The 14,716-nt window shown below is 57.3% G+C and carries 12 protein-coding genes; 8 read left to right on the top strand and 4 right to left on the bottom strand.

The window, feature by feature from the left end:
- Positions 1-279: 279 nt before the first annotated feature.
- Entirely contained in the window at positions 280-2,463 is a 2,184-nt protein-coding gene (locus SH410x_RS10875) for a carboxy terminal-processing peptidase (RefSeq protein ID WP_473676526.1), read from the top strand.
- 14 nt (positions 2,464-2,477) lie between these two features.
- Positions 2,478-3,464: an alpha/beta fold hydrolase gene (locus tag SH410x_RS10870; protein ID WP_473676525.1), complete on the top strand. Its 987-nt coding sequence runs from the start codon at positions 2,478-2,480 to the stop codon at positions 3,462-3,464.
- 27 nt (positions 3,465-3,491) lie between these two features.
- On the opposite strand, the gene SH410x_RS10865 is transcribed toward SH410x_RS10870, so the two are convergent.
- On the bottom strand, positions 3,492-3,830 hold the full coding sequence (locus SH410x_RS10865) for a hypothetical protein (protein WP_473676524.1): 339 nt from the start codon (positions 3,828-3,830) through the stop codon (positions 3,492-3,494).
- Between the two features lie 295 nt (positions 3,831-4,125).
- Between SH410x_RS10865 and ychF the strand changes: the two genes are divergently transcribed.
- The 6 genes from ychF to SH410x_RS10835 all read left to right on the top strand — a co-directional run bounded on the left by ychF (position 4,126) and on the right by SH410x_RS10835 (position 9,528).
- Entirely contained in the window at positions 4,126-5,217 is a 1,092-nt protein-coding gene (ychF, locus tag SH410x_RS10860) for a redox-regulated ATPase YchF (RefSeq protein ID WP_473676523.1), read from the top strand.
- Between the two features lie 136 nt (positions 5,218-5,353).
- The gene (locus SH410x_RS10855; protein WP_473676522.1) at positions 5,354-5,944 is read left to right on the top strand and encodes a hypothetical protein; all 591 of its coding nucleotides are present in this window, start codon (positions 5,354-5,356) and stop codon (positions 5,942-5,944) included.
- 50 nt (positions 5,945-5,994) lie between these two features.
- Positions 5,995-6,330, top strand: a complete 336-nt coding sequence (locus SH410x_RS10850; RefSeq protein WP_473677292.1) for an amidohydrolase — start codon at positions 5,995-5,997, stop codon at positions 6,328-6,330.
- 233 nt (positions 6,331-6,563) lie between these two features.
- The gene (gene floA / locus SH410x_RS10845) at positions 6,564-7,643 is read left to right on the top strand and encodes a flotillin-like protein FloA (RefSeq protein ID WP_473676521.1); all 1,080 of its coding nucleotides are present in this window, start codon (positions 6,564-6,566) and stop codon (positions 7,641-7,643) included.
- On the top strand, positions 7,640-8,542 hold the full coding sequence (locus SH410x_RS10840; protein ID WP_473676520.1) for an alpha/beta hydrolase family protein: 903 nt from the start codon (positions 7,640-7,642) through the stop codon (positions 8,540-8,542). Before floA ends, SH410x_RS10840 begins: the two co-directional genes overlap by 4 nt.
- 53 nt (positions 8,543-8,595) lie before the next feature.
- Entirely contained in the window at positions 8,596-9,528 is a 933-nt protein-coding gene (locus SH410x_RS10835; protein WP_473676519.1) for an alpha/beta hydrolase, read from the top strand.
- A gap of 116 nt (positions 9,529-9,644) precedes the next feature.
- On the opposite strand, the gene SH410x_RS10830 is transcribed toward SH410x_RS10835, so the two are convergent.
- The 3 genes from SH410x_RS10830 to SH410x_RS10820 all read right to left on the bottom strand — a co-directional run bounded on the left by SH410x_RS10830 (position 9,645) and on the right by SH410x_RS10820 (position 14,209).
- On the bottom strand, positions 9,645-10,250 hold the full coding sequence (locus tag SH410x_RS10830; RefSeq protein WP_473676518.1) for a histidine phosphatase family protein: 606 nt from the start codon (positions 10,248-10,250) through the stop codon (positions 9,645-9,647).
- 366 nt (positions 10,251-10,616) lie between these two features.
- The gene (locus SH410x_RS10825; RefSeq protein ID WP_473676517.1) at positions 10,617-12,233 is read right to left on the bottom strand and encodes a transposase; all 1,617 of its coding nucleotides are present in this window, start codon (positions 12,231-12,233) and stop codon (positions 10,617-10,619) included.
- A 230-nt stretch (positions 12,234-12,463) separates the two neighbouring features.
- A complete protein-coding gene (locus tag SH410x_RS10820) occupies positions 12,464-14,209 on the bottom strand; it encodes a heavy metal translocating P-type ATPase (RefSeq protein ID WP_473677291.1) in 1,746 nt (581 codons plus the stop codon).
- Between the last annotated feature and the right edge of the window lie 507 nt (positions 14,210-14,716).

Raw genomic sequence — 14,716 nt, 5'->3', positions numbered from 1 at the left:
CGTTGTCAGCAGAACCGCTTCAGGCAAAGTTATCGGCACAACCGGCCCGCGACATTCGATAATTCCCGAACAATCGTTACCATCCGAACACGATTGGCTCGGACACGTAGAGTAACATGATGGAAAAATCGCGGTTGCCTGACTTCCCGTCCTTTCCTACTATCCCTCTGATAACCTCTCCTAAATTCGTGCTCGTGCGCATGGAAACGACCCATCAGCCTAGCTGCTGGGTGAGCGATGCCTACGAGTTCGGTTACTTCACCCCAACGCAGAACTCATATGTCGCAACGCCTCGGTTCGTATCCCCTTCGGTTCGCTGCAGCGACGTTGGGGCTCCTTGCGGGTTTTTCTGGCCTGCTCACGCCTCTTCACGCTCAGGAGGCGGATCAACTACGAAATGCAGCCCCTGACACGCCCCGTGCCGTGCCGATCCCAGCGGAAAAACAAGGGCAAGCGGTGCCGCCTGCCGCCGCGAAACAACCCGCTCCCGCCCAATTGCCGAAACCGGCGCCTCAGGACAGCGTGGTATCGAAACTCATCGCCCAATTGATGCCCAGCCAACACGTCTCGGGCAAAGACCTCGACGATACTCAGAGTGCTCGGGCGCTCGATCTGTACCTCCAAACGCTCGATCCGCTGAAACTCTACTTTTTGCAAAGCGACATCGATCAATTCCAACGCTATTCAACGGTCGTTGATGATCATGTGCGGGCCGGCAATCTCGACCTGGCCTACTACATTTTTGAACGCTTCACACAACGCGTGGATCAACGCGTGGCGAAAATCCGCCAGCTGCTCGATGGTGACTTCGATTTCAATATCGATGAGCAAGTGGTCGTCGACCGGGACGCCGCCCAGTACGCCCATGACGATGCTGAAGCGACCGACCGCTGGAGACGACAGCTGAAGCTTTCACTGCTCGACCTGAAAGATTCCGACGAACCCGTTGTCGGTCAAGAAGCTCGCGATCAACTCATGCGTCGCTACGACCGCTACGCCAATCGCTGGAGATCGACCAGCAGCGACGACATCCTCGAAATGTTCTTGACGGCGGTTACCAACAGTTACGATCCGCATTCCACGTACATGTCGCCCGCGACGCTCGATGACTTCAACATCAGCATGGCACTCAACCTCGACGGCATCGGCGCGTCGTTGGGCGAGAAGGACGGCACCACTCAGGTCAAGGCAATCATCCCCGGGGGCGCGGCCGATTTAAACGGCAAACTCAAGCCCGATGACTCGATCGTGTCAGTGGGCCAAGGCCAAGACGGTGAGATGGTCGACATCATCGAGATGCCACTCAAGGACGTTGTGAAACTGATCCGCGGCAAAGCGGGCAGCACCGTTCGCTTGGGCGTCCGCCCCGGCGGAACAGGGAATCTGGAGATCGTGAAGATCGTTCGTGCTCACATTGAACTCAAAGACTCGGCCGCTCGTGGCGAAGTCATCGAGCATGAAGTCCCCGGCCAGCCAGGCAAACTTAAAATCGGTTACCTCAACCTGCCCAGCTTTTACATGGACATGGAGGGGGCCCGACGAAACGATCCCGACTACCGCAGCAGCACTCGTGACGTCGCCAAGATTCTGGAGGATTTCAAGAAGGAAAACGTTGCCGGAGTCGTGCTCGACCTCAGCCGCAATGGCGGTGGCTCGTTGACCGAAGCAATCAGTTTGACGGGACTGTTCATCGACCAGGGTCCCGTCGTGCAGGTGAAGGACTCCAATGGCTCGGTGCAGAAATACGACGATGATCATCCCGGCACCGTCTGGGATGGGCCCCTCGTCGTCCTGACGAGCAAGCTCAGTGCGAGTGCCAGTGAAATTCTCGCCGGTGCGATCAGAGACTATCGTCGCGGCATCATCGTCGGCGACCCGCAAACGCACGGGAAAGGCACCGTGCAAACGCTGATGGACATCGGCCAGTCGCTGTTCCGAATCCGGCGGGCCAACTACGGCGCATTGAAAGTCACGCTGCAGCAATTCTATCTGCCCGATGGCCAGAGCACACAACTCGACGGCGTCCCAGCGGACATCGTGATACCGAGCGTGATCAGCAAGATGCCCGTTGCCGAAGGCGATCTCGAATACGCCCTCGCCCACGACCAGATCCAACCAGCAAAGCACGATTTGTATCGGATGGTGCCAGCGGATCTGATCAATTCGTTGCGAGCCAGTTCGCAGCAGCGGATCGCTCAGGACGAAGAGTTTATCGAACTGATGCGACGAATTGGACTGTACGTCGAGCAAAAGGATCTCAAGACGATCTCGCTCAACGAAGTTAAATTCATGCAGCGTCGTGCCGAAATGAAGGCTCAGAAGGACGAGCAAGAAAAGGAACTCGATGCACAAATTGGTACCGAAGAGGTCTTCCATGACTCCTTCTACAACCGAGAAGTCCTCAACATCACGCAGCAGTACATCGAGGGCTTGCGGGCTCAAAATCTAGCGAGAGCGAACTGAGCGGGAGAGGCACAATGCTCGATTCCCTCCGATTGCTCCTGATGGCAGTCTCGACGATGTTTGCCTCGGTCCCGTTGCGGGCCGAGGCAGCCGCGCCGATCCAAGTCGACACGTTCGGAGACATCCGTTTCAGTACGTCGGCGGACCTGCAGTCGGGCACCGCAGGCTTGGCGGATCTCTATATCCCCATCCTGCCCGGTGATTCGATCGCGAAGGTCGAGCATCCCAAAAATGCAACAGTCGCGGACCCGAGCCAACCTCCGGTGAGGGTCTCCGGCATGCTGCGTCCGGCCGTTGTCGTGGTTCATGGCGGCGGCTGGCTCGCCGGCAGCAAATGGACGATCAGCGGCTACGCACAGCAGCTCGCCGAATTGGGGATCTGCGTGCTGAACATCAACTACCGGCTGGCACCGAATGCCAAATTCCCCGCTCAAGTCGATGATGTTCGCGACGCCCTTGTCTATCTGGGTGATCATGCTCAAGCGCTGAGCATCGATCCCCAGCGTATCGGGCTGTTTGGCTATTCCGCTGGCGGGCATCTCTCCGCATTGGTCGGCGTGCTCGCGGACGAGTCCCGCGACGTGCAGGCCACCGCGAGCAATTGGCAGCTCTCCGATCCGCGTTGGTCGCGATTGCCTCCGATCGCTGCGGTGTGTGCAGGCGGTCCACCATGTGATTTCCAAGGGCTACCGCTCGATAATGAGACGCTGTCCTATTTCCTGAAAGGCTCCCGACGCCAGTTTTCGGAGCTCTACACGGCTGCCTCGCCGATCGCCCATGTCTCGGCAAAGGACCCACCGATCCAGTTGATTCACGGCGAGACGGACATGATTGTGCCAATCGCCAATAGCCGGCGATTTGCCGAAGCATCGACCCAGGCGGGCGTCTCGGTCATCCTCACCGAAATTGCACAACAAGGCCACATCGTGACGCTGATGCACCCCCAGACCCAAGCTCAGGTTAGTCGGTTCTTCAAAGCAGAGCTGCTGGGCCAGCCTTAGCCTGGGACCGTTGCCCCGAGCGTCTCACTACCGATATTGCTTGAGGAACTCCACGATTTTGTCGTGGGTTTCACTTGTCGTTGAGATCACCACGGACGCGCCCTGTGGATAGGGAGCCATCGTCGAGCGACCGCCCAAGCCTTCCCAGCCTTCACGTGATACGGTGGTTTGGATAAAGGACATGATCAATTTGGGCTGGAACTGTCCGTCTTTCGTCCAGACCGGCAGATCACCCAATCGATACGTCACAGGGTACGTTTTCTCGCTGTCCGCAGCGGCTCCACTGGCCGAAACACGCGGAGTCAGCAAGCAAAAGACACCGAGCACCGTGGCCAACAACAGCGAAAGTCCGATTCGCGTTTTCATCTTTCAATCCGTTCCTAAGTCAATGGGTTAGTATCGCCATCACGCGGATTTTACCAACTCTCCATTGACGGACCTAGAGAGATTTCCACACCCTTGCGGCGTGTTTTACCATCGCCGCGGCCGCGGGCGAGCGAATCTTCACGGCCGCTTTCGGCAGCCTGTTGATTGCCTGGGTCGACGAATCGACGCTGAGCAGCGATAACATGCCTCGTCACTGGAAACATGCGTTTTCAGCGCAGCATCTGTTGCGAGAAATTCTTCGCTTGACCCCCGCCCCCTCCCACAAAGGTATTCGATGGAAGCCGGAATCGTCGGCTTGCCGAATGTAGGCAAAAGCACATTATTTAACGCCCTGACGAGCAGCGTCGCGGCCCAAAGTGCCAACTATCCATTTTGCACAATCGAGCCCAATGAGGGTATCGTCAGTGTGCCTGATGCGCGTTTGAATCGCATCACGCAATTCATCGTGCCCCAGAAAATCATCCCGGCCGCACTGAAACTGGTCGACATCGCGGGCATCGTCAAAGGTGCTTCCGACGGCGAGGGGCTGGGTAATAAATTCCTCAGCCATATCCGCCAGGTCGATGCGATTATGCAGGTCGTCCGCTGTTTCGAAGACCCCGACGTGATCCATGTCTCGGGGAATGTCGATCCGATTGCGGACATCGACACGATCGAAACCGAGCTGGTGCTCGCGGACATGCAGACGCTCGAAAACGCCCTGCCGAAGGCTGAAAAAAGTGCCCGCGGCGGCGACAAGGAGGCGAAGCTGCGGGTCTTGGCGATCCAGAAATGCAACGCGCACCTCGAGAGCGAGCAGCCGCTGCGAACACTGGAGCTGCCCGAAGCTGAGGCGGCGGCGATCAGTAGCTATGGATTGATGACCGCCAAACCGATCCTATATGTCGCCAACGTCGACGAAAACGACTTGGCCGGCGAGCATGAGTTGGTGCAGAAGGTTCGTGAACACGCCAAGAAATCGGGTGCCAGCGTGGCCTGTGTCTGTGCAAAGCTCGAGGCTGAGATTGCCGAACTCGACGAAGCCGACCGCGCCGAGATGCTAGCCGACGTGGGGCTCGAAGAACCTTCGCTCAACGTGATCGCGCGCCAGACCTACCGCACGCTCGGGCTGCAGAGCTACTTCACTGCGGGTGAGAAAGAAGTCCGTGCCTGGCCGTTCCAGATCGGCTCGACCGCCCCGCAAGCTGCGGGCGTGATTCACACCGATTTTGAACACAAGTTCATTCGCGCCGAGATTTACAATCTTGACGACCTCGAAGAACACAAAACGGAAAAAGATATCCGGGCCGCCGGGAAACTTCGTGCGGAAGGCAAGGCATACGTGATGCAAGATGGCGACATCTGTCACTTCTTGATCGGCCCATAGACGGAGCGTGGGGACGCCTTTTTTTCAACAAAATCGCGATCTCGCGGGCGAATGAGCGTTGTCCAACTGGGCGGTGTTCACTCAGACTATCTGTGATTCGTTACCTTTGTCACCAAACGCCCCCCTTGAGGGATTCATGAGCAAAATGTTAATACCCATTCTCTTCGCACTCGGCACGGCAGCTTTCTGGGGTTGTTACGGTCCAACGATCGGTAACGCCCAGTCACCCCGTGTGGATGGCGTGCCGTTGTGGTCACCTTTTAAACCTTATGTGTTCATCGGCATTGCCTATCTTTTAGTTGCGATCTGCGGCGGGCTCGCCATGATGGCTGCCAAAGGTGACTCGTTCAGCTTCACCGGCGAGTACTACCCTACGATGAAATGGGGCTTTCTGGCCGGGCTGCTTGGCGCATTCGGTGCCTTGTGTTTGACCACCGCCATGATGACCAGCCGCGGCAACGCACTGCTGGTCATGCCCATCGTCTTCGGCGGTGCCGTCTCGGTGAGTGCGATCGTGTCGATGCTCAAATTGCACGCCGAAACAACCGTCAGTCCGCTGCTGTGGGTCGGCATGGCACTGACCGTCGTGGGGATCGTAATCGTCGCGGTGAATACACCGCACGCTCATGTACCCACCAAACCTGCCGGTGACGTCGCGGCACCTGTTTCTGCCACCAGCGCGTCGGATTCAATCGAAGCGGACCCCGTTGAAGAGCCGGCGATTTGACTTCGACGGGAGATCACTCTGACCCCGGCGATCAGGCCGGTGGCAACGAGATGCTCGAGCGGGTTCACGCGATCGATGCTCAAATCACCCACGTGTGGATGGTGCGAACGTTCCTAAAGCACTGTGATGAAGCGGAGGATGACGACGATCTCCGCGAGATCGTCCGAGATCTGTACGATTTCATCTTGGCCGTCGGGCCGGTCGATGACACCATCGACACGGCGGCCTATTTGAAAATGGCCAAGAAGAAACTGCGGCGACTGGTCGGGGCGACGGGGCTGTATGAGCAAATCCAGCCAGAAGTCAGTGGTCACACCAACTTTGTCATGGCAGCGAGATCCCTGCGGCAAGCGGTCGATCGCATCTCACGGATCGTGTCGTCGTAGGCTGCCTGTTCGGTGGCCAGCCCGACGCGTCAACATCAGCGGTCGATTTCACACTCCGCTGGCGAGGTGGATGAGTTTTTTTGGCGTAAAAATGGCGAAAGCGATCAGCGAAAAGGCCCCTTCAGCGACCCATCGTTACAATTTGAGCGCCACTTGAGTTACTATGGAGCATCGCGCCGACGCGACGCTCGGCTCTGATGCGTCACGTGTCCCTCCTTGGCTAATCGATATCTATGTTCCTGACCCCTGCACTGTTTTCTGATTTGTCCGCAGCTTCGTCGCTGGGACGTGCATTGCTGATTCATGGCGGTGTGCTGGCACAGCGTGAAAAGCCGGTCTCTATTTACCCAATCGCGATCACGGTGGGCATCCTCATCGCGGTCGCGTTCTTTGCGGTCCTGTCCTTCTTCATCATTCAGTACGGCAAACTCTGGTTCCAAGCGTACATGTCCGACGCGGATGTGAAGCTAGTGAATCTCATTCGCATGCACTTCACGAAGGTCAATCCGAACGTGATCGTGCAGGCCAAAGTGATGGCCGCGCAAGCCAAACTTAACACCAGCCGAGTCGATGGGGTCAGCACGCAACGTCTCGAAGCCCACTATCTCGCGGGTGGAAATGTCATGAATGTGATCCACGCGATCATTGCCGCCCATCGCGCCCGCATCCCCTTGGACTTTGACCAAGCCGCTGCAATCGACTTGGCGGGACGTGATGTGCTCGATGCCGTGCAAACGAGCGTCTATCCGAAAGTCATCGATTGTCCAGATCCCAAACGCAGCGGAAAAACCACTCTGAGTGCCATCACCAAGAACGGGATTGAACTGCGTGTGCGGGCGCGGGTGACCGTCCGTACCAACATCGAACAATTGATTGGCGGGGCAACCGAGGACACGATCATCGCCCGCGTTGGTGAAGCCATCATCAGCTCGATCGGTTCGGCGACCTCCCATTTCGATGTCCTGGAGAATCCGGACATGATCACGCGAGTTGTCCTCTCACGTGCGCTCGATGCGCAAACCGCATTCGAAATTGTCTCCATTGACATCGCGGATATCGACGTCGGCGAAAATATCGGTGCCCGCTTGCAACGCGACCAAGCCGAAGCGGACACCCGCGTGGCACGCGCCAAAGCCGAACGGCGACGCGCCGAGGCAATCGCCCAAGAGCAGCAAATGAAGGCCCGTGTTTCAGAGAACCGTGCGTTACTCGTGCTCGCCGAAGCGGACGTGCCGAAAGCGATGGCGGAAGCCTTCAAGGTCGGACGGATCGGAACGACCAACGCGAGATTGCCGATGGACGGGCCAGCGTGAGCGGTGTTGATGGAAATCGGACGGCAGGTTTTCAGCGACGCTCCTATCGAGTTCGTTTTGACGGCGGCAATGGCTTCGCCTTAGCGGGTATCGTCGATCAACCGACCCCCGCCGGTCAGAACGGTGACCCATCCGCGCCGCTGCCCTACCCGGTCGCTGTGTTCAGTCACTGCTTCACATGCAATAAAGACCTCAAGGCGATCACTCGGATTTCTCGCCGTTTGGCCGAATGGGGCGTGGCGGTACTGCGCTTTGACATGACGGGCCTCGGCCGCAGCGAGGGCGACTTCTCCAATACCAATTTCTCGACCAATATGGCCGACTTGGCCGCGGCGGTCCGCTTTGCCAGTGATTCGCTCGGGCCGGTGACCGCCTTGATTGGACATAGCTTCGGCGGTGCCGCGTCGCTCGCCACGGCCGCTGGCATGCCGCTGGCGCAGTGCACACCTCCTCAGAGTACTCCCCTGAGCGAGGAGCTCCGTCGTCGGCTTGCCGTTGTCATCAGCATTGCAGCCCCGAGCGATACGAAACATCTCGCTGATTTACTGCAGCGGATGAACCCAGAAATCCAAAGTAGCGGACGCGGGGATGTGGTGATCGGTGGACTGACGTGGTCGATCCGCCGCGAGATGCTCGATGATTTCCGCAGCCACCTTCTCGCCGATTGCTTGAATCGGATTCGCTGCAAAGTATTGGCCTTTCATTCGCCCGTCGATCAGACGCTCGGCTATGATCACGCGCTGCGCATCGCAAGCTTGATTGAAGACGAGAATGGGTTGCCAGGGTGCAGCCTGGTGACTCTGAGTGACGCGGATCACTTGTTGATTAAAAACCCGTCCGACGCGGAATACGTTGCCGATATGAGCGCCGCGTTCGTGCAGCAATACGCCGCTGAGTGACCGCAGGCACTTCATCACCCGACGAGTTCGCGAGGTAACCTTTGGGCGATCCCATGGAAAACGAAGACGACGAAACGCAACAACCGATTCAGTCGCCTGCGGTGCCGCAGCGAACATGGAAACGGAGCTTGTCAAATATTGCAGTGCTTCTGGCGGTGGGGTACGCCGCGATTTGTATCACGTTGGTTTGCATAGAAACGCGACTGGTTTTTCCAGGTGCGTACATCGAAGGTCGGCCGCCAGAAGACCCGGATCGATTTTCCCCTGAGCAACCGGCGTTCGGGTCCGTCACCACATTGGCATACCGCGCCGCAGACGGCGAGGAACTGCGAGGTCGGATCGTAGCTCGCGAGCATCCCGATCGTGTGATTTTGTTTCTGCATGGCAACGGGATCCGTGCGGTCGAGATGGATTCATGGACACGGCGTCTATCCGAAATCGCAAATGCAACCGTGCTGACGGCAGAGTACCGGGGGTTTCAGGATGATGGATTCACTCCAAACGAAGCGAGCACGATTGCCGATGCGGTCTCTGCCATCGACGCATTGTCCGAGGCCACCGGCGTTGCTGCACCGAATATCACCATCTACGGTCGCTCTCTCGGCGGCGGTGTCGCCGCAGGACTTGCCGAGGCCATGCAGACGCGGGGTTCACCGCCGAAGTCCTTGATTCTCGATCGCACCTTTGACAGCGCGATGCAGATTGGTGCGGATCGATATTTCTGGCTACCGGTTCGCTGGTTGATTCGAAACCCATTCAACAGCAGCGATCGGCTCGGGAGTTTTCAAGGCAACGTTGTGGTGACCCACGGTCCGCCCGACCAAATTGTGCCCATGAAGAATGGCCGCGCCCTATTCGATTCGCTGACCACCCCGCACAAGACTTGGATCGAGGTCCCCGACCTACATCACATGGACCGGATGTCAAACAAAACCCTGCGACAGGAGTTCGAAGCTCTTCGCACATTGGAAGATCGGTCGTCGTGAACCAAGACACCACCCCGGTAATTTGTCTCGCCGACGTGCTCCCTGGTTCGTCGTGCTGACTGGTTCGACGTGCTGACGAGCCCCGCCAAGGCGACGTCGCTGACCCGCGCGTCGTTTCATCGGGCGTGGACGGCATATCTCTCGAGTGGAGCAGAGTTCCATAACGCAATGGCAGGCTGATCGGTTCGGTCATGCTCAAAGCAAAGAATGCTCAGCGACGCGGTGTTCAGCAGGAATGGCGCTGCGTGTTCGACAGACAAACCGATCCAACGCGCAGCCAGGACGCGTCCGAGATGACTGTGCGAAAAGAGCGCAACATTTCCATCGAGCTCACTCAGCGATCGGATCAGTCGATCGGCTCGCGCCGAAATCTGATCAGGCATCTCTCCGTTGGGACAACCGTCCCGAAAGAGATTCCATCCCGGTCGCATGGCGACAATTCCCTCATGAGTTTGACTCTCGTAGTCTCCGTTGTCCCATTCGATCAGATCGGTATCAATCTTCGCCTGATCTGAGAAACCGGCCAATTCACAGGTTCGCTGCGCACGTTGCAACGGGCTTGTTAGGACGTGGCTAAATGAGAAGATGCGAATCCGAGCACCAAGTTCACGCGCCTCGTTCTCTCCATTCTCGGTCAGCGGAATATCGGCGCGACCGCTATGTTGTCCAGAGAGCGACCACTCTGTTTCGCCGTGTCGTATTAAAAATACACGCAGTGACATTACTAATCTCCTAGCGTTTCGATGCCATCGGCAACCCGAACACGCACGCGTTCGGAAGGTTGTTTCGCAGTCATCCAGCAGTGCTCCTGACCAACTTAATGGGTCTTCGTATTCCGATTCCAAAAAGTGCTTGACGTCTCGGTGCAGGAGGTGAGCGGCAAAATGCGGTAAGCAACGCGGGATCAATAACTGGCGTAGTGGATCTTGTTAAGACGCAACCGACATTAGGTAGCTTTGCTGCGGGCGACTTTTTTTGGTGGTGCAAAAGTTTTTAGCCGGGGGTCTCTGGAGGCCCTGGTTTGACTGTCGAGGAGTCGCAGGCTCTACATGAACCGTCGTCCTAGTCGCCTATTGCCCCTGTTTTTCCTAGTTAATGGCCAATTGGAGCGAATTCTTTCGCTGGCGGCGCATTGCCACCGCTCGAAGCAGATTCCAACCGGCCAGCTTCAGTAGGATCGAAAGCTTCACCGCATTGTGGCCGCGAACGCGGAGCCGACCCAAGCCCATCATTCGCTTGAGGCAACCGTTGGTCCCTTCGATACCCGACCGCCAACGGTAGCGATCGCGGAACTCGTCGCTCTGCTCGTGGCGACGACGCGCGTCGGCTCGAACCGCACTGCCGGTAAATTGAATGCGGCCGGTCGGCTGCGCGGTGTCCCGATTGCGTTGAACGCGGCAGTGTGCAAGCAGCGGACAGTGCTGGCACTTCTCGGGATCCATCTGTGCGAAAGTGTAGTCGCCTTTGGCGTTGTAGTTGGTCGACTCGGGAGCGTGACCAGCCGGGCAAGACTCCAGTTCACCGGCGCAGTTGAGCTTGAATTGGTCGTAGCCGATTTCATCAGCATCGTACTTCTTCGAGCCTGGCACCGGAGCGACCAATTCGACGCCTTCTTGCTTAGCCGACTCGACGTTGGCGTCGCCACCGTAAGCGGTATCAGCCAGCAGTTCGTCTGGCATGACATCCCGCTTTTTCAAGTCCTCCAACACCGGCGAGACCGCATCGGCGTCGTTGTCCGCAGCGGTTTCGACTTTGGCCGAAGTAATCAAGTTCGGCTCGCCGTCTTCGTTGAACGTCTCGGCGATTTGAACCTGGTATCCGGCTCCTTTGTGACCGCTGTAGGTCGCGTCGGGATCCGACGGATTGACGATCACATGGCCGCCGGTTTTCTTGCGAACTTCGACGAATTCTTCCCGAAGTTCGCACTGCTGGTTAAAGATCGTTTGCAGTTGTTTGAAGGAGTCCCAGTCGCAGATCGGCTTGGTTTCGGTTAATTCATTGAGGATTAAGCAGAGGTCTTCGGCGGCTTGCTGCAACGCAATTTTCCGCTGTTCGGTAGTGCGTGCGTCGCCAAAGATTCGGCTGTCGGATTGCTTGCGGTAGCGGGCCAAAAGCTCGTCGTCAAATCGGTCGATCAGCCTAGCCGAACCAGACTGAGCGTCGTGCTTTTCGACTTTCTTGAAGAACCGCCGCAGGGCCACGCCGATCATTTGGGCGCGTCCCAGGGTAGCCATGTCGCTGAGCACATGGGTGGAATCGAGACGCTGCTTTTTGACTTTGACTTCCATGCTTTGCAGCAGGGTGTCGGTAACGCCTGCGAAGATCTCCTCACTGATCTTCTCGTTGCTTTGCATTCGAGCGATGTAGCGTTCAATGGTTCGCTGAGTGACTTCGGTGCTTGGCTCCAAGTTCAGTGCGTACTGGATGTCGGTTCGGAACAGCAGTGCTTCGTGGGCCTGGGGGACAGTCCAACCTTGAAAGTCACGGATCCAAAGGAGCGCGATGATCGCGTGCAACTCAAAGGTTGGTCGTCCTTGATCGTCACTGAGATGCTCACCGACGAGGCCGATGGGCATCTGCTCCAAGAGCACGTCGCGAAGGAGGCCCTGCCATCCGTTGTCAATCATCTTTCGCCCCATGGGGCCGATGACGCCCTCGAACGGGTCGAAAAGTCTTTGCTGCGTAGGTAGTTCGATGGTTTTCACTGACTAACCGACCACTCGAAGAAAAAAGCTAAATCCATACAGCAAAAGGTAACGCATCTCGCCCACGAAAGAAGCCGGTAGCATGAGACTTTTGTCGGGCGCGTCTGTTAAAGATCCATCCAGAACAGGATCTTTAACAAGATCCACTACGGTAAACCCGTCACTTATTGTTCCTGGTGTCCTTAGACATGAGTCGATCGATCTGCGTGGTAGGCAAAGATGATGGGCGGTTAGAGGTCATGGATTACTTTGGGTGGAAACGCGGCGCGTAAAGCATTCAGCACTGCGGCGACGTCGATGACTTCCTGGAGAATGGCACCGGCGACGGGCGTCAGATATCCCATCCCGGCAAACCCCATTCCGATCACGCTCAGCGTCATGCCGCCAACGGCACTTTGAAGTGCGATCGATCGCATTCGCCGGCTGATGTGCATGAACTCGTCAACCTTGGTGAGTGAATTGTCCAGAATGACCACACCGGCTGCCTCCGCCGTCACGTCGCTGTTCTGTCCGATCGCCATACCGACCGTTGCGGCCATCATGGCGGGCGCGTCATTGATGCCGTCGCCCACGTATAGCGTTTTCGCCTGCGAGGTTTCCTTGCGAACAATGGCCAGTTTCTCTTCTGGACTTCGCTCAGCGAAGACCTCGGTGATTCCGACCTGGTCGGCCAAGTAGCGGACCTCCGATTCGCGATCGCCTGACACGATCATCACACGCTTGAATTGGTGCCGCGGTGCGAGATGCTTCACGAGCGGACGACTGTCTGATCGCGGTGCATCCCGAAATCGCAAGGTTGCGGCATATCGATTGTCAATTGCCACCACGCACTCCAAGCCACCGCTGACAGGAGGAATGTGATCCACGCCCGCTATGTCCTGCTGGGCCAGCTTGTTGCGACTAGTAATTTGCAGTGAATGGTCGGAAACGGTTCCAATCAATCCCTTGCCAGGTTGCTCGCCAACCTCGGTCGCTTCGGGTAGCGAGATGCCGGCTTGACTCGCAGCGGCAAGAATCGCGCTCGCCAAAGGATGCTTCGAATATCGCTCCAGGCTGGCAACGAGTGTCAACACTTCATGCCTGTCAAAACCCGGCGCCATCAAGCTCTCAGTGAGCGTCGGCTCGCCATACGTCAGCGTCCCGGTCTTATCAAAAATCGCGGTGCGACAGGCCGTGATCTGTTCCAGCGCAATCGGACTCTTCACGATGATCGCGCGTCGAGCGCATAGCGAAATGGAACCGATAATGGCGACTGGAATTCCGATTAACAGCGGACAAGGCGTCGCGATCACCAACACCGATAGAAAGCGAATCGCCTCTCCACTGATGGCCCAGGCCATCGATGCGATCACCAACGCTACCGGCGTATAGATCGCACCGAGCCGATCGCCCAACCGCTGCAGTTGCGGGCGTTTCAATTCGGATTCACGCATCACTTCCATGATCTTCGCGTAACGCGAATCGGCGGCGAGATGCGTCGCGCGAATAACCAACGCCGATTCGCCATTAATGGCACCGGAGATAACGTTTGACCCCGACGTCTTCGTGATCTCAAAGGGCTCGCCGGTCAAATAGGATTCATCCATGACGCCTCGGCCTTCCATGACCACACCATCGACGGGGCAGACGTCGTGCGGGAAGATGACCAGCGTGTCACCGATGGCAATCTCATTCAGGTGGACATCAACGATCTCAGAGTCATGTCTTCGATGAGCGATCGAGGGCATGCGTTTGGCAAGTGTTGCCAGCACCGAAGAGGCACTGCGCAGCGCATACGACTCCAACGCTTCCCCACCGGAGAGCATCAAAACGATGATCGACCCAGCAAGGTATTCACCCAGGACCACGGAGGTGATGATCGAAATACCACCCAGCAAATCCGCCCCAAACTCTCGATGGAGTAGCTTTTGGAGCAAGTCATAGAGCATCGGCAATCCACCGATCACCAACGTCACCAGCAGGGGAAGGTCGCTCATCGCAACGGTGGCATGGACGCCAAACCGCAGCACCAGGTGCACGACAATTGCTAAGATGGCAAACCCCGCAATAACGAATGACTTGCGACTCCACCAGTTGAGAGATGGATTCGCAGGCGGCTTTGACAGGTTGTTTTCCCGTCCCGCATCGTTGTGTGAATGTTCGGTGGCGGTAGTCAATGGGCTGCCCTGGTGCTGATCTTGGGAATTGCTGGTTCTTCCTCATCGACAAGAATGGAGAGAACTCGACGCACGGCTTGTACAATCATACCTGCTTCATCGGTAACCTACGTCTCCTCACCCAAACAAGGCAACCGCTCGCACGTCCGGCGTTTCTCGCGTGAGCAAGCCTACCGTTTTCGAACCGGTCTGCGACGTTCCGAAACGCTACGCCCCCGCGACTGGAAGTCACCCCTCTTGTGACACTAACGATCAGCCCTGTTTACCGCGAGCACAAACTATCCTGCACAACCGAGAGCGAGGTCACCCAAGGGAACGACGGTGGCC

The sequence above is a fragment of the Rhodopirellula sp. SH410 genome (assembly GCF_055811895.1).
This window is presented reverse-complemented; position numbering and strand designations above follow the sequence as displayed.

Excerpts from the sequence above, each read along its gene's own strand:
- SH410x_RS10875 (WP_473676526.1), top strand. The coding sequence starts at position 280 with ATGTCGCAACGCCTCGGTTCGTATCCCCTTCGGTTCGCTGCAGCGACG.
- SH410x_RS10870 (WP_473676525.1), top strand. The coding sequence starts at position 2,478 with ATGCTCGATTCCCTCCGATTGCTCCTGATGGCAGTCTCGACGATGTTT.
- SH410x_RS10865 (WP_473676524.1), bottom strand. The coding sequence starts at position 3,830 with ATGAAAACGCGAATCGGACTTTCGCTGTTGTTGGCCACGGTGCTCGGT.
- ychF (WP_473676523.1), top strand. The coding sequence starts at position 4,126 with ATGGAAGCCGGAATCGTCGGCTTGCCGAATGTAGGCAAAAGCACATTA.
- SH410x_RS10855 (WP_473676522.1), top strand. The coding sequence starts at position 5,354 with ATGAGCAAAATGTTAATACCCATTCTCTTCGCACTCGGCACGGCAGCT.
- SH410x_RS10850 (WP_473677292.1), top strand. The coding sequence starts at position 5,995 with ATGCTCGAGCGGGTTCACGCGATCGATGCTCAAATCACCCACGTGTGG.
- floA (WP_473676521.1), top strand. The coding sequence starts at position 6,564 with ATGTTCCTGACCCCTGCACTGTTTTCTGATTTGTCCGCAGCTTCGTCG.
- SH410x_RS10835 (WP_473676519.1), top strand. The coding sequence starts at position 8,596 with ATGGAAAACGAAGACGACGAAACGCAACAACCGATTCAGTCGCCTGCG.
- SH410x_RS10830 (WP_473676518.1), bottom strand. The coding sequence starts at position 10,250 with ATGTCACTGCGTGTATTTTTAATACGACACGGCGAAACAGAGTGGTCG.
- SH410x_RS10820 (WP_473677291.1), bottom strand. The coding sequence starts at position 14,209 with ATGAGCGACCTTCCCCTGCTGGTGACGTTGGTGATCGGTGGATTGCCG.